At 69.8% G+C, this 18904-nt stretch carries 13 protein-coding genes, 1 tRNA gene and 1 pseudogene; 10 read left to right on the top strand and 5 right to left on the bottom strand.

What is annotated here, in order from left to right; translation table 11 throughout:
* The first annotated feature begins 63 nt into the window (after positions 1–63).
* Both LRS10_RS05395 and LRS10_RS05390 read left to right on the top strand, forming a co-directional pair.
* The gene (locus LRS10_RS05395) at positions 64–2142 is read left to right on the top strand and encodes a ParB/RepB/Spo0J family partition protein (protein WP_257836348.1); all 2079 of its coding nucleotides are present in this window, start codon (positions 64–66) and stop codon (positions 2140–2142) included.
* A gap of 273 nt (positions 2143–2415) precedes the next feature.
* A pseudogene (locus LRS10_RS05390) lies at positions 2416–6668 on the top strand (strawberry notch-like NTP hydrolase domain-containing protein).
* On the opposite strand, the gene LRS10_RS05385 reads toward LRS10_RS05390, so the two are convergent.
* Complete coding sequence (locus tag LRS10_RS05385) at positions 6669–6983, bottom strand: hypothetical protein (RefSeq protein WP_257836347.1); 315 nt, start codon at positions 6981–6983, stop codon at positions 6669–6671. It abuts the pseudogene before it with no gap.
* 171 nt (positions 6984–7154) lie between these two features.
* Here LRS10_RS05385 and LRS10_RS05380 point away from each other — a divergent pair, with 171 nt between their 5' ends.
* From LRS10_RS05380 to LRS10_RS05365, 4 genes are all read left to right on the top strand, one after another.
* Positions 7155–7502 (top strand): single-stranded DNA-binding protein, encoded by a 348-nt coding sequence (locus tag LRS10_RS05380; RefSeq protein ID WP_257836346.1) that lies wholly within the window; start codon positions 7155–7157, stop codon positions 7500–7502.
* 25 nt (positions 7503–7527) lie between these two features.
* The gene (locus LRS10_RS05375; protein ID WP_257836345.1) at positions 7528–7941 is read left to right on the top strand and encodes a single-stranded DNA-binding protein; all 414 of its coding nucleotides are present in this window, start codon (positions 7528–7530) and stop codon (positions 7939–7941) included.
* Between the two features lie 136 nt (positions 7942–8077).
* Positions 8078–8551, top strand: coding sequence for a GcrA family cell cycle regulator (locus LRS10_RS05370; RefSeq protein WP_257836344.1), 474 nt, complete (start codon positions 8078–8080; stop codon positions 8549–8551).
* A 97-nt stretch (positions 8552–8648) separates the two neighbouring features.
* A complete protein-coding gene (locus LRS10_RS05365; RefSeq protein WP_257836343.1) occupies positions 8649–10322 on the top strand; it encodes an exonuclease domain-containing protein in 1674 nt (557 codons plus the stop codon).
* A gap of 54 nt (positions 10323–10376) precedes the next feature.
* Here the strand turns inward: LRS10_RS05365 and LRS10_RS05360 are convergent, their stop codons facing one another.
* Positions 10377–11711, bottom strand: coding sequence for a hypothetical protein (locus tag LRS10_RS05360; protein WP_257836342.1), 1335 nt, complete (start codon positions 11709–11711; stop codon positions 10377–10379).
* Between the two features lie 69 nt (positions 11712–11780).
* Here LRS10_RS05360 and LRS10_RS05355 point away from each other — a divergent pair, with 69 nt between their 5' ends.
* Both LRS10_RS05355 and LRS10_RS05350 read left to right on the top strand, forming a co-directional pair.
* Positions 11781–12515: a hypothetical protein gene (locus LRS10_RS05355; protein ID WP_257836341.1), complete on the top strand. Its 735-nt coding sequence runs from the start codon at positions 11781–11783 to the stop codon at positions 12513–12515.
* Positions 12516–12698: 183 nt separating this feature from the next.
* Positions 12699–13754: an IS110 family transposase gene (locus tag LRS10_RS05350; protein WP_257836340.1), complete on the top strand. Its 1056-nt coding sequence runs from the start codon at positions 12699–12701 to the stop codon at positions 13752–13754.
* 397 nt (positions 13755–14151) lie between these two features.
* Here the strand turns inward: LRS10_RS05350 and LRS10_RS05345 are convergent, their stop codons facing one another.
* Entirely contained in the window at positions 14152–14592 is a 441-nt protein-coding gene (locus LRS10_RS05345) for a hypothetical protein (RefSeq protein ID WP_257836339.1), read from the bottom strand.
* Between the two features lie 782 nt (positions 14593–15374).
* Here LRS10_RS05345 and LRS10_RS05340 point away from each other — a divergent pair.
* Positions 15375–16307 carry a DUF2493 domain-containing protein gene (locus LRS10_RS05340; RefSeq protein WP_257836338.1) on the top strand — a complete coding sequence of 311 codons (933 nt, stop codon included), beginning with the start codon at positions 15375–15377 and terminating at the stop codon, positions 16305–16307.
* 300 nt (positions 16308–16607) lie between these two features.
* Complete coding sequence (locus LRS10_RS05335; protein WP_257836337.1) at positions 16608–17849, top strand: DUF3363 domain-containing protein; 1242 nt, start codon at positions 16608–16610, stop codon at positions 17847–17849.
* A gap of 409 nt (positions 17850–18258) precedes the next feature.
* On the opposite strand, the gene LRS10_RS05330 is transcribed toward LRS10_RS05335, so the two are convergent.
* Both LRS10_RS05330 and LRS10_RS05325 read right to left on the bottom strand, forming a co-directional pair.
* Positions 18259–18495 carry a hypothetical protein gene (locus LRS10_RS05330; RefSeq protein WP_257836336.1) on the bottom strand — a complete coding sequence of 79 codons (237 nt, stop codon included), beginning with the start codon at positions 18493–18495 and terminating at the stop codon, positions 18259–18261.
* A gap of 287 nt (positions 18496–18782) precedes the next feature.
* Positions 18783–18858 (bottom strand) — tRNA-Ala (locus LRS10_RS05325).
* Positions 18859–18904: the final 46 nt, after the last annotated feature.

Raw genomic sequence — 18904 nt, 5'->3', positions numbered from 1 at the left:
AAGGGCGGACCGGTGCGCCCGGTGCGCGGGGGTGGTCCCCGACGCCCGGGCGGAAGGCATCCGATGTCCAGATCCTCACGTTCCAAGCTCACGGTTGTCGCGCCGAGCGTCGAACCCGGCATGCCGGACCGCACGCCGGTGGCGTTCGCCTTGCGCGACGTCGCGGTCGCGCCCGAGAACCTGCGCTTCGCCGAACCCGCCGACGATGGGATTCCCGAGCTCGCCGACACGATCTTCGCGGCCGGCCTGCTGCAACCCCTCACCGTGCGTCCCGGCCGTGGCGACGAGCACGCGGCCATGGCGCTGGATGGCCGCCGCCGGCTGCTGGCGCTGGGCGTCCTCCTCGAGGCCGGCCGCATCGGCGACGACTATCCGGTGAGCTGCTTCGTCGAGACGGACCTGGCCCGCCAGGCGGCCGCCGTCGTGCTCACCAACACCGCCGTCCCGGTGCACCCGGCCGATGTGATCGTGGCCATCGGCAAGATGCTGAAGGCCAAGCTCTCGGTCACGGCCGTCGCCGGCGCCCTTGGCTATGGCGAGGTGGAGATCCGCCGGCTGGCCGCCCTGTCGAGCCTGCCGCCGAAGGCGCTCGAGGCGCTGCGGGCCGGCAAGTGCACGCTGCGCCAAGCCAAGCTCCTGGCCCGCCTCCCCGACCCCGCCGCGCAGTCCGAGATCGCCGAGGCGGCGCTCAACGGTTTCGGCTTCCAGGAGTGGCGGGTGACCGAGCGCCTGGACGCCGGCAGCATCACCGTGCGCGACCGGCGTTACGCCGTGGTGGGCGAGGCCCGCTACGCCGAGGCCGGTGGGCGCATCGAGGGCGACCTGTTCGGGGAGCGCGCCGACGTGCTGCTCGACCCCGACCGGCTGCAGGCGGCGTGGACCACGCGGGCCGAGGCGATCGCCGCGCAGCTGGTCGAGGGACGGGGATGGCGCGTGGTCGTGGCGGTGGACGAGCCGGAGATCGACGACGGCGAGCTCGAACCTCTGGGCTACGGCTACGGCATGGGCCTGTCGCCGGAGGCCCTCGCCGACTGGCGCAACGCCTCAGCTGACGTGGAGGCGGCGCAAGCCGCACTCAACGGACGTGTTCTGGCCGACGCCGACGTGGAGGCGGACCTCGTGGCCTATCTGGCGGCGCGCATCAAGGCCGACAGCTTGGCCGAGCCCCACCGGGAGGTGACCGTGCTGACCGTCTACGCCGACAACGCCACCGGTCTTGACATCCGGGTGTGGGGTCCGCCGGCCCCGGACGAGGTCGAGGACGCCGTGACGGCCGACGGTGAGGACGACGAGGATGGCGAGGGCGCCGACTTCACCCTGCCGGCGCATACGCCGCGGATTGCGCCGGTGGCGCCGATCCCAGTGGCCGTGGCGCCCAAGGTCGATCTGGAAGGGGTCAACCATGGGCTCCACGAGCTGCGCACCGACATCGCCACGCGTGCGCTGATCCGGGCCCTGGCCGACGACCCCGCGACCGCCCTGGTGGCGGTGATCGCGCGGCTCTTCACGGTCGTGGTCCTGGAGCGGGAGATGGGCAAAGGGTCGGGCGCCCTGTCGCTGCGCGCCGACGCCTACAGCCGGGCGCGGACGCCGCCGATCGAGGCCTTGGACGGCGACGTGCGCCGCCGCCTGGCCGAGCGGCAGGCCGCGTGGGAGACGTCGGGTCTCTCCGCCATGGGCTGGGTGGACGCCCTGCCCCACGGCGAGAAGATGGCGATGCTGGCCGAGCTGGCGGCCCTCAGCCTAGACCTCCGCGAGGAGCGCACGACCTCGCTCCGGCGATCGGCCCGGGCCGACGCGGTGGAGATCGCAGCCCTCTGCCAGGCCGACATCACCCAGCACTGGACGCCGGACGCGGCGTTCCTCGGCGCACACCCGAAGGCCAAGCTGCTCGACATGCTCGACGAGATGGGCGCGGGCGAGGCGCACGCCGGCGCGGCCAAGAAGGACGAGTTGGTGGCGCTCGTCGCGGAACGTGCCGCCGAACGCGCCTGGGCGCCGGCCTATCTGTCCTGGGCGGCCGAACCGCCGCAGGACGACACGGTCGAAGCGGACGATGGCGCGGCTGAGGCGCCCGCTGAGGACACGCTCGCCGCGGCGGAAGACGGGGCGGCAGAGGCCGCCGCCCCGCTGGCGGCGTGATGGTTGAACGCTGACGGCGCATGCCCGTCGCGAACGCCCTGGATGCCACGCACCGCGGAAGCTGGTGCGGCCGGGGCGTGGGCACGTCTGGAGCGCTTCCCGTCGCCCCCTTGGAGGGGCGGCGGCTCCCACCGCGGTGCGCCGGTTGGCTGGCGGCGCCGTTCCGGTCGCTCCGGGACGGCGCCGTCCTTCTGGAGGCGAAGGAAGGGTCGGGCGGGGGCGAGCCCGGCGGACTGGAGGGAGGCGCCCTCCGCGCCGGGCGGGAGCTCCGCCATGAACGCTGCCCTGCCCCTCTTCGCCACCGCCGCGGAGGAGAGCGATCGCCCCGCCAACGTCCTGGCCGCCGCACGCGCCCTGGCGCCACATCTCGCCCGCGGCCGGGTGCTTGAACGGCGCGTGGTCTCGGGCGTGATGACCACCGCCTTCGGCGCCACCGACGCCGAGGGGGCCTGGGACTGGCGCGACGCCTACGAGGCGCTCGAGGCCGCGGTCGTGCTGCAGATCCGTCGGCTGGCGCCGCAGGTCGGGCGGGTGGAGGACGCGCCCGTCGAGATCGTCGCGATGCTGGCGGGCCTCTCGGACCTCGGCCTCACCCACACCCGGCGCTCGGAAGACCAGCTGGCGATGGACCAGTTCTCGACGCCCGCGCCGCTCGCCGCGATCGTGGTGCTGGCCGCCCAGGTCCGACCCGGCGACCGCGTGCTGGAGCCCTCCGCCGGGGTGGGCCTCGTCGCTGCGGTGGCGGCGGCCTGCGGCGGTGCGCTGACCCTCAACGAACTCAGCGGTCGCCGGGCCGGGCTGCTGGACGGGCTCTTCCCCGGCGCCCGTGCGGGCCCGGCTCGACGGCGCGCACCTCGGCGACCTACTGCCCGACGCGGGCGGCTTCCACGCCGTCGTCATGAACCCGCCCTTCGCGGGTCTGGGGTCGCACCTCCTCGCGGCCATCGCCTGCCTGGCCGACGGTGGGCGGGTCGCGGCCATCGTGCCGGCCTCGGCGCTGGAGGACCGCGGCCTGCTCACCATGCTCTCCCGGCAGGCCCGGGTGGTGGGCGCGTTGCGGCTGCCGTCGCGGGCGTTCGCAAAGCACGGCACGAGCGTCGAGACCGGCCTCCTCGTGCTCGACCGCGTCGACGCTAGGGACGTCGTGAACGTCGAGGTGGCCGAAGCGGCCGACCTTTCGGCGGCGGCGGTCTGGGCGGCGGCGCTGCCGGCCCGACCAAGCGCGCAGCTCCGCGTCGCGCGAGCGGCTCCGGTGGGGTTTGCGTCGCGCACACGGACGGTGGGCGCCGCAGGGCTCGCGTTCCTGGAGGGCGCCGCGCCGCTCGACTACGCGCTGCGGGACTGGTCGGGCGAAGGGCGCGATGTCGGCCTCTACCAAGCTTGGCGGCTCGGGCGGATCGACTTTGCCGACCCTCGGCCCCACCCGACGCCGCTGGTGGAATCCGGCGCCATGGCGTCGGTCGCGCCCCCCGCAGCGACCTACCGTCCGGTGCTGCCGGGGTCCCTGCGGGCGGAGGGTCGCCTGTCGGACGCTCAGGTGGAGACCGTCGTCTACGCCGGCGAGGCGCATGGCGCGCTGCTGCCAGGGTGGTGGACGCTCGGCGAGGCGCCGCACCGGGTGGCGCTGGTGCGTGAGGACGCCGAGGGCGCCGTGCAGTTCCGGCGGGGCATGTTCCTCGGTGACGGCACCGGGGCGGGCAAGGGCCGCCAGATCGCCGCGGTCATCGCCGACAACATGGCGCAGGGCCGCCTCCGCGCCGTGTGGCTGTCGAAAAACGAAGCGCTGCTGGAGGACGCCCAGCGCGACTGGAAGGCGCTCGGCGGCAGCGCTCATGACCTGGTGGCGCAGTCGCGCTGGAAGCAGGGCGAAGCGATCGGCCTGGCGCGCGGCATTCTCTTCACCACCTACGCCACGCTGCGCCAGCCGGCACGAGGCGCGCGCCCGTCACGCCTTGACCAGATCCTGGCCTGGTTGGGCTCCGACTTCGACGGGGTGATCGTCTTCGACGAGGCCCACGCCCTGGCCAATGCGGCGGGCGGCGTGGGCGGCCGCGGCCCGAAGAAGGCCTCGCAGCAGGGGCTGGCGGGCCTCGCCTTGCAGAACCGTCTCCCGCACGCGCGGATCTTCTACGTCTCGGCCACCGGCGCTACCGAGCCTGCGAATTTGGCTTACGCCGCCCGCCTCGGGCTCTGGGGCGGGCCGGACGCGCCCTTTGTGACCCGCGCGGACTTTCTCGAGGCGGCCGAGGCGGGTGGCATCGCCTTCATGGAGCTGGTGGCGCGCGAGCTGAAGGCCATGGGCCTCTACATCGCACGCAGCCTGTCCTTCGAGGGCGTCGAATACGAGCCGCTCGAACATCCGCTGACGCCGGACGACGTGGCGATCTGGGACGCCTGGGCCGACGCCTTCCAGATCATCCATACCAATTTGCATGCCGCGCTCCAGGCCATCGGTGTGGTGGACGAGGACGGCAAGGTGGTCAGCGGCGCGGCGCTCAGCGCGCTGCGGTCAGCATTCGAGAGCGCGAAGCTGCGCTTCTTCGGCCACCTCCTGGCCGGGCTGAAGGCGCCCAGTCTGATCGGAGCGATCCGTGGGGACCTCGGCTCTGGGCGGTCCGCCGTCGTCCAGATCGTCTCGACGAACGAGGCGGTGATGAACCGCCGCCTCGCCGAGATCCCGCCCGAGGAGTGGTCGAACCTCGCCGTCGACCTGACGCCCAAGGACTATGTGCTCGACTATCTGCAAGGCGCCTTCCCCACCGCGTTGATGGAGGCGATCGAGGGCGAGGACGGCGAGGTCACCCTCGTGCCCGTGATGAAGGACGGCCGGCCGGTGCATAGCCAGGCGGCGTTGCGGTTGCGCGACGAGACCGTTGCGGGCCTGGCGGCGCTGCCCGCCGTGCCCAGCGTACTGGACGCGCTGCTCGACGCCTTCGGGACCGGCGCGGTGGCGGAAATCACCGGTCGGTCGCGGCGCGTGGTGTTGCGCGAGGGCCGGCGCGTCGTCGAGCGGCGCGGCGCCCTCGGCGGCAAAGGCCGAGACCGACGCCTTCATGGATGGGCGCAAGCGAATCCTGGTGTTCTCGGACGCCGGGGGAACGGGGCGCAGCTACCACGCCGCGCTCGACGCGGTGAACCGCGAGCGCCGCGTCCATTATCTCGTCGAACCGGGCTGGCGGGCGGACGCCGCGATCCAGGGCCTGGGGCGCACGCATCGCACCCACCAGGCCTGCGCGCCTCTGTTCCGGCCGGTGACCACCGACATCCACGGCGAGAAGCGCTTCCTCTCCACCATCGCGCGGCGTCTCGACTCCCTGGGCGCGCTCACCCGCGGCGAGCGCCGTCTGGCGGGCGCAGGCCTCTTCCGTGCGCAGGACAATCTGGAGAGCCCGTGGGCCAGGCGCGCGCTGCTGGTGCTCTACGGCGCCTTGGCCTGGGGGGAGCTCACGACCTTCACGCTGGAGGACTTCCAGACGAAGACCGGCCTGTCCTTGATGGACGCCGAGGGCCAGCTGCGCGGGTCCGAGGACCTACCCCCGATCAACACCTTCCTGAACCGGCTGCTTGCCCTGCAGATCGCCGACCAGAATGCGCTCTTCGCGGAGTTCGAGGCGATCCTGTCCGGCGTGCTGGAGCGGGCGGCGGCCTCCGGCCAGCTCGACCACGGTGTCGAGGACATCGCGGCCGAGGACCTCGAGGTGTTGTCCGAGGAGGTCGTGCGCACGGACGCGGCGACGGGTGCGGAGACGCGCCTCGTGACCTTCTCGCTGCGCACCCGACGCGAGCTGCTCTCCGCCGAGGCGGCGCTCTCGATGGGCGAGGCCCTGGGGTCGGCGGCGGTCTATGCGGTCAACGGGCGTTCGGGACGCGCCGCCCTTGTCGAACTCGGCCTGACCACCGCCGACGACAATGACCGGCTGTTGCCGGCAGTGCGGCTTCGCCGGCCCGAGGGTCGCTCGCTGGAGACCGCCAAGGTCTTCGAGGAGTCGGCGTGGGCGGCCGTCGAGGTGTCGGCCTGGCGCGAGGCCTGGGACGCGGAGGTGGCGGCGACGGACCCGTGGCGCAGCCGCGAGGTCACGCTGGCGACCGGCCTGCTGCTGCCGGTCTGGGCGCGGCTGCCGGGACGCGGGGCGCAGGTACGGCGCGTGAAGGCGCCGGACGGCCGCCGCTGGCTGGGCCGGGTCCTGGATCCGGCGCAGGTCGCCAGCCTGAAATCCGCGCTTGGCCTGACCAGCCTCGCCGAGGCCTGGAGCGACGGCGCTCTGGTGCTGGGCGAAACCGTTGAGCGCGGCGTACAGCTTCGGCTGGCGGGCGGCCTGTGGCTCCGGCGCGCCCGGGTGATGGACCGATGGCGGCTCGAAGTGGTGGGCGGCGCCGGCGACCGCGACGCCCTGGTCGCCCTGGGCTGCTTCACCGAGATCATCGCCTACACGCTCAGGGTCTTCGTGCCGCTCGACCGGCCGGAGGTGGTGGCGTCCGTGGTGGCTCGCCACGCCGTGGAACAGGCCCTGGAGCCCGGCGCCTGATCAGTCGAGGTCGCCGGTGTGGGCCTCAGGGTTCAGGCCGGCGACCAGATCGGCGTGCTCGGCGTCCCGGGTGGTGCGCGCGACGTTTAGACGAACATAGAGGCGCGCGCCCTTGTGGGCGGAGAGGGTCTGGCTGAGCGTCGATGCGGCCTGGGCCAGGCTCCGCGCCGAACCGCAGAACAGCACCTTGAGCCGGGCCGGCACACCCGTAGCAATGACGGCGTTTCCAGCCATGGCCGGTAGGTCGCCCGGGACGGCGCGGCGGAAGCGGTAGCTGGCGCCCGAGGCGCCCTGCAGCTCGACGAAATCGGTCATTGCGCCTGCCTTAGCCGCCATCGCAGGCGCGCGCCAAGGCGGGATCGTGGCCGCTTCGCGGCTTGGCCGCAGGCGCGGAGCGCCACTGGCCGGAGGTGGAGGGAGGGCTTCGCTGGGTGAAGCGAGTTGGAAGATTGGTTCCGGACGCTTCGCCAACTCAAGGAGACTGACATGCAGAACGTGGTTTTCGTGGGCCGCCTGGCGGCAGATCCGCAGGTGACCGACGACTTCGCCAAGGCCGTCTTCCGGCTGCTGGAGAACCGAGGGCGCGACGCCGCCGGGGATCCTCGCGTCGTCGGGATCAACTGCATCAGTTGGGCCAAGGGGCTCAACGAGAAGGTGATCGCGGAGGGTTTGGCGGCCGGCTGCGAGGTGGTCGTCATCGGGACCTTTGTGGACAACCGCTACGAGGCCCGCGACGGCAGCGAGCGCGCCGCCAAGGAGCTGGTGATCCGCCAACTCACGGTTCTTGACTGGGCCGCCGACCGCACCGCCGCCGCCGAACGGCGCGCGGCCTAACCCTCAAATCCTCAGGAGACTGACCATGCAAAGCGTGACCATCGAAGGCTATCTGGCTGCTGACCCCTCCATCCTCGCGGCCCAGGGCTCGGGTAAGAAGCGCGCGAGCTTCCGCGTGCTCGAAACGGTCCGGTTCCGTCGTGGCGACGGCCAGCCGGGCGAGCGCACAACAGGCTTCAACTGCGTCTGCTTCAACGAGCGGACGGCCGAGGACTACATCGCCGCCTATGCGCGGAAGGGGTCTCGGGTGGTGGTGAACGGGCACGTCGAGAACGACACCTGGACCGGACGCGACGGCGTCGCACACTACGACCTGCGGCTCGTCGTTGAGGGCCTGCGGATCAAGAGGCGCGCCGACCATGAGGACGAGCCCGCCGCCGAGGAGACGGACCCTGCCGCGCCCTTCACGGCGGAACTGGACGACGAGATCCCGTTCTAATTTTGCTTAGTGCAAGAGTGTCTACGGGTGGCCGGCTCCCTCAGGAGTCGGCCATTTTGCTGGGCCCGCGTCTTGGAGGCCGGAGGAAGGGCGGGCGTGGGGCGAGCCGATCGGGCTCGCTTCCGGAGCATCCGCCATGTCCGCGTCCAACTGGACCGACGATCGCGTCGAGACCCTCACCCAGCTGTGGCGCGACGGCGCCAGCGCCAGCCAGATCGCCCGCGACCTGGGTGGAGTGACGCGGAACGCCGTGATCGGCAAGGTCCATCGCCTGGGACTGATGGGCCGCTCCACGCCGAGCACCCCTGGCGCACGACGCGCCAAGCCGAAGGGGGAACAGCGACTGCGCCGGGCGCCGGTCGTGGCAGGGACCCCGCTGAGGGCCTTGCCACCGGTGGTGGTCGTTGCGCCGCCGCCGGAGACCGGAACGGCGTCGATCGTGTCGGTGGGATACGGCCGGTGCCGCTGGCCGATCGGCGATCCGTTCGACGAGGGGTTCTGCCTGTGTGGGCGGGCGGCGACGCGCGGCGCCTACTGCGCACCGCACGGGGCGTTGGCCTATCGCCCGACACCGCGCGATCACCTCCTGCGGATTGCTGGCGTGCGCTAGGCGGCGGTCGCCGAGGATGAGAGATTGGGGCGTTGGAATCGGGCCCGATTCCGGCTTGAGCCGACCGGGCCCTGCTTGTGCGTGGAGACGGCCCGCCTTGACGATCCTTGAGCGACTGGCCGGCAAGTTGGGCCTCGTCACGGGGTCCGCGTTTGCGGCCGGCGCTTCGGCGGCGACGCCGGCGTCGGTCGGCGCACCCGCCACCATCGCGGAGCTCTCGCTGCCGGAGATGGACTTCGTGGTGATCGACGTGGAGACCGCCTGTGGCCGGTCCTCCAGCATCTGCCAGATCGGGATCGTGGGCTTTGCGGGCGGCCGCGAGGTATTGGCCTGGGAAAGCCTCGTCGATCCGCAAGACATGTTCGCGGATTTCAACACGCGGCTGCACGGCATCGGACCCCGGCACGTTCGCGGTAAGCCGCGCTTCCCGCAACTCTATGGCGCCTTGTCGGCGCACCTCGGCGGGCGGATCACCGTCGCCCACTCCAACTTCGACCAAGGTGCGCTGGGCGCGGCGTGCCAGGTCGCCGGTCTGCCGCCTATCCGGAGCCGGTGGCTCGACAGCGTGCAGGTCGCCCGCCACGCCTGGCCCGAGCTTCCTAGCCACAGGTTGAACCTTCTGGCCGAACACCTGGGGCTGGAGCACCGGCACCATGACGCGCTCAGCGATGCGCGGGTCGCCGGCTGGGTGGTGGTGAAGGCCATCGACCACACCGGCCTCGACCTTGCCGGCCTGATGGCCTCGCCGTGGCGTGGCGCGACACGGCGTCGGGCGCGTTCCGCCGCGCCCACGCCCGCCGATTCAGGCGCCCTGATCGGGCTGCGCATCGCCATCCTTGGCCAGCCGCGCGACGGGCCGTTGGCGCAGATGATCGCGTCCGCCGGCGGGCGCGTCGTCACCTCGCTGGGCGCAAGAACCGACCTGTTGGCCGTTGCGGGCAACCGGCCTTTCGACGAAGGCCTCGAGCGCAGCGCGATCTACCGGCGCGCCGAGACTATGATCGCTTTGGGCCAAGCCATCCGGATCGCGGGCGAGCGCGAGCTCAGCGCCATGATTACGGACGGCACGGTCTTGGAGTTCTATTTGACCGGCTTGGCGCCTGGGCTGCCGCACTTGGCGAACTTGCCCTTGGCGTCCTTGCAGACCTGCTTTGGCGCAGGCTTGGCCGACTTGCACTTATCCGCGGCCACGAATTTGCCAGCGTCACGGCACTTGCCGGCGGCGTCCAGGGCGGGCGCGGCGCCAGCGCTCAGGGCCGACGCCAGGATCGCCAGAGCGGCGAACAGAGATAGGATCCGGGTCATGTCGAAGTTTCCCAAGCGCCGACGCCAGCGTCGCGCAGGCGCCATCCTAGCCACGGTCGCGGGCGTCGCGACAGTGGCGCTTTTGCCGTCGGCGGCGCGGGCCGATCCGTGCAAAGCGATCCCTGAACGCGGGCCGATACCGTCCGCTGTCGCGCCAGGAGCCTCGTTCAGCGGGCCCGTGGTCTACGTCGGCGACGGCGACGGCCTGTGTGTGGGGTTAGGTCGTCGTCCCGAGAGCTGGGTGGAGGTCCGCGTGGCGGATTTCTACGCCCCGGAGCTTCACGATCCCGAAGGCGCCCGCGGCAAGGCAATCCTTGAGCGGATCGCCATGGGTCGGCGGCTCACCTGCGTGGCTGGCCATCGCAGCTACGACCGGGTCGTGGCGACCTGTCGCCTTGAGGGGAGACTGCTGTCGGATCGGTTGCGCGCCGCGGGCGCGCCGGAGGGTGGGCGCGGTCGTCGTTGATCGTGCGGCGCCGCCTCGAAACTGCTGCCTGTCGCGGACGACAGCGTGCGCGGGCTAAAAGCGCGTCCGCCAGGCCCCACCGATGATGGGCTGGAAGTTCCTTGAGTACCCGTCCCAGAACACGGGCTCCATGCGCGGCACGATTACGTCGCCGAGTACGGCGAGGCCATCCGGGAAGATCACCCCCTCCGTGCCCTCGCCACGCTCTGAGCGAATGCGGGACATTCCCTTGTCGAAGCCAATGGCCTCGCCAAAGTCCGCGTCTCGGTCACCGGGGAAACGCGGCTCGCCTGCGGGTGAGAGGAAGAGACCAAGCGCCTGAGCCGCGCGGTCTGCCTGAATGGCGAAGGTGAAGTCCTGGCGTGGGCGGGGACCACCCGAGAGCCATTGGCCTGCGGGATCAGGGCCGAGGGTCACGCCGCTGCCGGGCCACGACTTCGTCACCCAGGTTCGGCCCGCCCATGCGAACCTGAAAAAGACGAACGGCTGCTGCGCGCGGCCCTCCCGGATCTGTTGTCCGAGGCTCGGGCCATGGGCGAGCGTGAACGCGGTCGCGAAACTCTGACGCTGCACCGATGTCGAGGTTCCCCCGGCGGCCCCCCCGCCACCGACCGAGGCCGGGACAGCCGTATGATGGATGTTCAAACTCGCGTGGGTCGTGGTCGTGAGGTGCGCGCCGATGCTGTACCCATGGGTCGCCTGCGCGCCGCCGATCCATTGGCCGAGGTGCGGCTCGACCTGCTGGTCGTAGCCGTTTGAAACGGTTGTGTTGAAGGCCGAGGTGGTGGCGCTGCGAGTGCCCTTCGATTCCATGAGCGCCGTGCCGTGGGTCGGGCTGCTGAAGACGAAGTCGGGGCTCTTGGTGACGCCGGGCGCGCCGCCGGCGAGATTCTCCCAATGATCGGACCAGACGTAGCCGTCGTTGACCATCACCAGGTAGGCGATGCCGGCGGCGACGGTGCCCACGAAGTAGCTCTTCACATAGTCCTTCATCGTGTCGGCCGACGACAGGATGTCGAACGGATAGCTGTGGTCGTCGACGTGCTGTTCCAGCAGGCTCGCCATGTGCTGGACCTCCCATGTCACGGCATGGGGATTGATCAGGTGGGTGTAGTGGCAGCGCGCCATGGCGCCGAAGAGCTCCAGGGGCGCGAAGGTGATGCCCGCGACGCCGGGGCCTCGGCCCAGGAGGCCGGGCTGCAGGATCGTGTGGCCCTGGGTGTTGGCGACGGCCAGGTCCTTGTCCTTGGTCGACCAGGTCATGAAACCTCCCCTTCCCAACCGCCCCGAAGTCCGGCGCGCGTGCGTTTGGCTGGCCTCGGCCGCCCTCGCCCGCCGCGCGGCTACGCTTCGATCCTCGCACGCGCGCCGCGCCGCCGCACCCCGCACGCCGCCTGGGTGACCGGCGTCGCAATGGCGCTATGATCGGCCCCTGGCAGGTGGATGAGGGCGATCGGCATGGTGGCCTATGATCTGAAGGGCGTCCGCGACGCCTTCCAAGACGACAAGCTGGCCGCGGCCTTCGGGCGCCGCTTCATGGACGCCTATCTCGCGACTGCCTTCGGCGCGCTTCCGAAATCCGAGATCGACCTGCAGGTCTTCTCCATCCTGGTCGGGCTCGATGTCGTCGAGGTCAATCGCGCCAGCTATCGCATCGCGCGGGCCCTGAACATCACGCCGTCCAAGGCCCAGAGCCTGCTGTTCCAGTATCAGCTTCGGAACGTCTCCGAAGCGGAGACGGACCACCAGATCGTGCTGGCGATCACCACCGCCCGGTACTGGAAGGACGGTGACAAGCTCAGCTTCGGCGTGACCTCGCCGCTAGTCAAAGCCGCCGTCAGCGCCAAGATGGAGGAGAAGGGCGTATTCGCCGACGTCTCCCTGAGCGGCAACATCCTGCGGGTCGATCCCGGCCGCTTCGGGGCGGTGCTCGCCAGCCTCATTTCGGGCTCGCAGGCCGATCGCGTCATCGCGCTGCTCAAGGACAAGCGTCTGGTGGATGAGAAGACGCTGCGCGCGGCGCTGGAGAAGCGGGGGACCGACCTCGCCTCCAAGCTGTTCGACAAGGCCACGGAGAAGGGCGCCCAGAAGGCGTTCGACGTCCTGATGGTCGGTTTGGCGACAGCCGTCGGCGGCCCGGTCGCAGGCGGCGTGGCCGCCGTGAAGGCCTTTGGAGACGGGCTCTTCGACTGACCGTTGACTTGCAGGCAGTCGTGCGTGCCCCGGCCGCTGGCCGGGTCGGGCTCTAGTCGCCTTCGGCTCCCGGAGCCCCTTCGGGTCTCCGCCCATGCGGGTGACCTGGCATAACCGCCTTCCTGTCGTCGCCATTCCACCAGCACGGTGGGCGGCAGCACCCACCAGCAGGAGGATCTCGGGATGCAGCAACAATCGTATGTTGGCCTGGACGTCTCGTTGGCCGAGACGGCCGTGTGCGTTGTCGACGGCACGGGCAAGAAGCTGTTCGAGGCCAAGGTCCCTACCGACGCCGCGATGATCGCCGGCGCTATCCGCAAGCATGCCGTGGGGCAGCTTGAGCGCGTGGGTATGGAGACCGGCACCACGGCGCCGTGGCTTTGGCGCGAGCTTCAGGCCCACGGTTTGCCCGTCGTGTGTCTCGACACCCGTCATGCTCACCGAGCGCTGTCCCTGCGTGTCCAGAAGACCGATCGCAACGACGCGCGCGGCTTGGCCGAGCTGGTGCGGCTGGGGTGGTACCGCGAAGCGCGGGTGCGCAGCATGGACGCTCAGTTCATGCGCGCCCTGTTGCTGTCCCGCCGGCAGCTCATGCAGGTCGTGCGCAACGTCAGCAACCAGCTGCGCGGCACCCTCAAGGTCTTCGGACTCGCGCGGACCTCCACCGCCGGCAAGGGCTTCCGCGCCAAGGTGCAGGCGCTCGCTGCCGAGCATGAGTGGGCGAGGCCGGTGCTGGATCCTCTGCTGGCGGTCTTGGTCGCCACCGAAGAGCAGCTGAAGGCCATCACGACGAAGCTCGTCCGGCTGGCGCGAGACGACAACGACGTCCGCCGGATGATGACCGTCCCCGGCATCGGCCCGATCTCGGCGCTGGCCTTCAAGGCCGCCATCGACGACCCGAAGCGCTTTACCAAGTCGCAGGCTGTGGGCCCGTATCTGGGCCTCGTGCCCCGCGTCTATCAGTCGGGCGAGTCCGAGTGGACCGGCCGCATCTCCAAGACGGGAGACGAGCTCGCGCGGACATATTTGTACGAGGCCGCCGGCGTCCTCCTGCACCAGGTCCCTTCGTGGTGCGCCTTGAAGGCCTGGGGCGTGCGCCTCGCCCGCAAGAACGGTCTGAAGCGGGCGCGCGTCGCCGTCCGCCCGCAAACTCGCGGTGCTGCTCCACGCGATCTGGGTCGACGGCACACAATTCGAATGGCGATCGGAGCCGCCCGCGACCGCGGCGGCCTGATCTAAATCTTCCGCTCCCAGGCGGAAGCGTCCGTGTCAGGACGACGGGTCTGGCGATCTCGCAATGTCAATCGCGTGCCCCGACCGCGCGTGTAACCCTGAGACGCCACTCCCACCGAACCACCCAGGATGAGGCGGCTCGCCCGACCTCGAAGAGAACCATGCGCCTGACATCTGGACCTCCTTCTCGGTAGCGGCACACGATTGCGTACGACGACATCCGCCGTTGCTGCGCAACGGCCGGGCGCCCGATCTCGCAGGGATCGTAGGCAGGCTCGATCGCGCGCTCCGCGCGCCATCGGCACTGCGCGCGTGACTTTGAGGGGCGCCCGGCCGACCATTTGAGCATTGTCTAACGGAAGGCAGAACTACCGCATGGCCACGGCCTGAGCGCTGTTGAAGTTCAGCAACGGTGAAAGATCGCGCACCGCAGGCCAGGGTAGCCACCCGAGCCTTCACGATAGGCTCTCATCGCTTCCTTCCTGCGTGCCTCTCTCGCGAACTCGTCGTCTCCGTTCTGGGGATCGAAGGAACGCGTGACGCCACGCGCGATCTCCTGTTCTCGCCGACACTCTTCCAACGTCTCGTCGATCACCCTTGGATCACAAGGGCGGCGCCGGCTTTCGGTTGGCGGGGCTTTGCGACGGCCTTCTGCAAAAGGCGCCGCCATCAGGTCCGGCGCTGAATTTGCTGGCGTCGACGCCGAAGCAGGCGGGTTAAGCTGGAGCTTCTCGACCGGCTCTCGAGCTACTCGCTGAACGACTTGCGGTCGCCCTGTTTGAGCAGCCTCGCGCTGCGGTGGCTTGGGCTCTGGGCGACTCAAATCCACCAGTTCGACGACCATCGGGGGAGGCTCCGCCACCCTCTCCTCGGTCCCCCCGCAGGAACAGCCAGCTAAGTGCAGCTACATGTAGGAGGACCGAGAACGCGGCTGCGCCAAGGGGAACCCGTCCACGTGCCAAATGACCGCCCCGCGTGAGATCGCGTTAGAAGCGAAGCCTCACCAGGTGACGAGTTTATGGCGAGGGCGGTTTGAAGGCACTCCGCAAATACGCGCCCCTGCGGGTCGGGCTCTACTCGGCTGCGCCTCCCGAAGCCTCCCACGGGAGTCTCCGCGCCCCGGAGCCGCCCTCTGAGCCCTTCGGTCTCTTCAGGCTGGGCGTTGCGATCCCTGCGCGGAACAGAGCAGCTGTCGAGGACAGATCGCCCCGAATGTTCGATTCGGGATCTTCGCGCTGACCTGACATCGACGCCCGAGCTACGGGCCCAAAATCCCTGGGGAATTCCAAGCGTTAGCAGCCCGGGGGTTGCAGGCGGTTAGAGAACGATCCCTCACGCGGACCGGGCGTCAGTCGCGGCCTGCTTGGGACGGCGAACCCGCTCGCTCAGCACTCGGCGCAAGTGGTGCGCCGAATTGCGCGCCCGCCTCTACGGGCGGGCGCAACGCCCCCACACAACGCCCTCTGATCTTGTCACGTCACCCTGGCCGTCAACGGCCTGGCGGCCGTTTCCCTCCGCTACGCGCGCGCTTCGCTCCGGTGACTGCCCGGGGCCCGACGTGGCCAAAACCAAGGTCGTTGCGCGTAGGGCGCATCGGCATCTCCTCTCAAATCACGGAGTGCTCCGATGACCTTCTCCCTTCATGCCTTCTCCTCTTCCGACACCAGTTTCGACGTCCAAGCGGCTGCGCTGGAAGACGTGCGTCCGCACCCGACCGAAGCGGCTCTCGTGCAGCTCGGGCAGGCGTTCATGACCGAGCTGCTCGACCTGGTGGGAAACACCGCGCTGGAGGATGTGCAGGCGATCCTGGCGGAGTGCCTGATCGGCGCTTTCCATTCGGCGGCGGGACGGATCGAACGGGATGCGGATCGCGCCCGCGACCGGATGCGGTTCCTGGAGCGGGACTTCGACGGCTCCGAGATGGCCGACACCGAACTGCAGGAGGCAACACAGACGGCGCGCGGTGCGGATGTGGCGCAGGCGGCTTGCGAGCTGGTGCGCGATGCGGCAGCCGATGTCTACGCGACAGCCACCGGCGAGGTTTGGTCGCCCTGGCGCGGAAGCCGGCGGGGCACGCGGCTGACGGCAGCGCAGCTGGACGCCAAGCAAGCCCTGCGCGCGATCGCACGCCGGCAGGCGACCGAGGCGAATCCGGGCGGGCCGGTGGTGGCCTTCAGGGCTGCGCCGTTCGCGGACAGCGGGGTGGACGCAGGTCGCATCTTCGACGCCCTGAACTGGGCCCGCTCGGAGTGGCCGGATATGGCGCTGGCGACGACCGGAGCCAAGGGCGCGGAACGGCTGGCGATCCGCTGGGCGCAGCAGAAGGGTGTCACCCTGGTGCTCGCCCGGGCGGACTTCGACCGGCACGGAAAGGCCGCCCCCTTCCGAGCCAACGATGAGCTGATGGCGCTGGAGCCGGAATGCTGCCTCACCCTGGCCCAGTCGCTGGATGAAGGCCGGGCGTCCGGGACCCATCCGTTCGGACCCGCGTTGAACCTGGCGCAACAAGCCACGGCGCGGGGGGTGCAGCATGTGGCGATCCGAGCCCGCGCCGGATAGTCGGTACTGCACCCCCCCCATCGCCCTGACCCGCTCGGCTTCGGCCGGGCGGGTTTTTCCGTTTGGCTGCTTCGGGGAGACTCAGCGCATCGTATGAAGTGCCGAGCCGGCGGATAGTTGGTCTGGTTTGCGCTGTATTGATCGACGTTGATGATCGCGAAGAAATTAGGGTTTAGGGCAAGATAAAAGAGGTGTTTTTCTTCGCGCTTTGCCCTAGAATTTCAGCGATTTAGCAAGGCGCACAGCTGCGACGACAAGTCGTCACGACGTGCGTTGCTTCGAACGCTGGACCTCGCCGTCGTGTTGACCCGTGACGCCATCCAGGCCCGTCTCACTGGCGCACCGACGGACGCGCCACCTCGGCGTATCGCGCGCCTGCCGGGCCGGCTGAAATCCGATCCTGTCACGGCTCGCACGGCCATGATGCAGCGTTTGGCGGCATCGCGGCTGTTCGCCTTTGGAGACCGCTCGGGCGTGCTCAGCGCAGCACAGCGACGCTCCGGCCGCGCCTTTCGGCTGGATGTGCGGCAACGGGTGATCGTGAAGGCCCTGGTCTCTCGCCACTCCGGACACGGCGCCGCGCGTTCGGCCGCCCTGGCGGCGCATGTGGCCTACCTCGGGCGATCCGGCGCCGGTTTCGCCGAACAACCACCGGAGTTCTTCGAGCGCGGCCAGGACGTGATTGACCCGGCCGCCGCCACGCTGGCCTGGGGCGAGGATCGGCACCACTTCCGGTTCATTGTATCTCCCGAGCACGGCGAGCGGATATCGGACCTGAGAGGCTACACCCGGGAGGTGATGCGGCGGGTCGCGGACGACCTGGGGGAGCCCGGTTTGACCTGGATCGCCACCTGCCACTACGACACCGGGCACCCCCATGCCCACGTCCTGATCCGCGGCCGGCGAGGATCGGGCCGAGACCTCGTCATGCCTCGGGACTACGTAGGGTTTGGCTTCCGTGCGCGGGCGCAGGAGGTCGCACAGGAGCGGCTTGGCGACCTGACCCGCGCGGAGGCGGAGCGCCGCGTTTGGCGCGAGACCCAGGCCGATCGGTTCACGGGGCTGGACCGAAGGCTCCTCCAGGCAGCGGACGCGGACCGATGTGTGAACGACGGCGTCGGGGTGAACGACGCCTGGTCGGCCCTGACGCGGGGACGACTGCGTCGGCTGGAGGCCCTGGGTCTCGCCGAACGCGTCGGCGGAAGATACCGGCTGGACGCTGAGCTCCAGCCCAAGTTGCGGTCGCTGCAGCTTCGTCAGGACATCATCCGCACCCTCCATCAGCGCCGCCTGGATACGGGCCGTGAGCCGCAGGTGCTAGGCGACGCACCGGTTCGCGGTCGTGTCGTTGCGCGGGGACACCACGACGAGCTGGGCGGCGCGGGTTGGGTCATCGTGCGCGAGGCGCAAGGGCAGGAGCGCTACGCGCGGCTGAAATTCGGACAACCCCTGCCGACGTTGGGTCGAGGCATTGAACTCTTGCCGACACCTCAGGGCGCGCAGATCGCGGGCAGGTCGAGGTCGATCGATCTCGACCGCTAAACGCTCTTCGTTCTCACGCGTATCTGATGCGGAGAAGAAGGTGCTGATGGCCGATCATCGACCTGGCCTTCGCTTAGCTGCGCTATCCCGAAATGCCGCTCTCTCTCCAGCCCCCCAGACAGCGCCAGAAGCGGCGGGACGTGGCTGGCGACCAAGGCCATGCGGAACCGACCTGTATAGGATTCGGCGATTTTCCATACATGACTCAGGGACGTGTATAGACCTCGCGGCAGTTCCCTGCATGCCCGCTGGATGCGTCATGAAAGGTGCCGCTTCCTATGCACATGCGTCGCACATGTCTGGAAACGCCGCCGACCTATGCACACTGCCGGTGGACTTCCCGCGCCGTGAGCCGGGAGACCGCCTCGGTTCGCCGAGAACTCCGCGGACGTATGCCGCAGACCCGACGTCAGTGGAACTTGCGGTCACCCGCTACCTCGTCGGTCTCGACCAGGGTCGGCCGTCCCGCGGGGCGCCCGCATTCGAGCGGTCCCAGAATGTCGTCGTGGAAGGCGTCGACGATGATGGCTAGCGCGACGACGTGGCGGCTCTCAGGACAGTCCGCGGCAAGATCAAGAACGGCCCTGACGAGATTGCTGTAGAGCCGCTTTGCGGACTCGATATCGGACGCTGGGGCATTAGGCATCTACGGATCTCCGTGCCGGCGACATCATCGCCGCGATCACGATCGTCCGTCGATACGTAACCTTACCCCCCTTCCGCAAGGCTGCGCTTCGGACAGGCCAGTCTTTGGGGTGGCGCCGGCGAAACACCTGACGCTGCGTGGAATGCGGCGAAACGCCGGGCAGTGGCAGATTGCAAGTGGTACCCCGGTGGTACCCAGCCCGCCTCGGCCTTCGTAGGATTGGTATGCGCGCTCAAGCGCTTGCCCGAAAAAGGCGAAGGCCCCCAGTGGGTTACTGGGGGCCTCCATGGTGGAGCTAAGCGGAGTCGAACCGCTGACCTCTTGAATGCCATTCAAGCGCTCTACCAACTGAGCTATAGCCCCAAGGTCTAGTCCTTCCCGGCTGTTGGCCGGCCGGGAAGGCGCGGAA

Origin of the sequence: Phenylobacterium sp. J426 (assembly GCF_024699945.1) — a bacterium.
In the GTDB taxonomy this organism is placed as follows: domain Bacteria; phylum Pseudomonadota; class Alphaproteobacteria; order Caulobacterales; family Caulobacteraceae; genus Phenylobacterium.
Note: the sequence above shows the minus strand (reverse complement) of the source record. Positions and strands in the feature narration are given on the sequence as shown.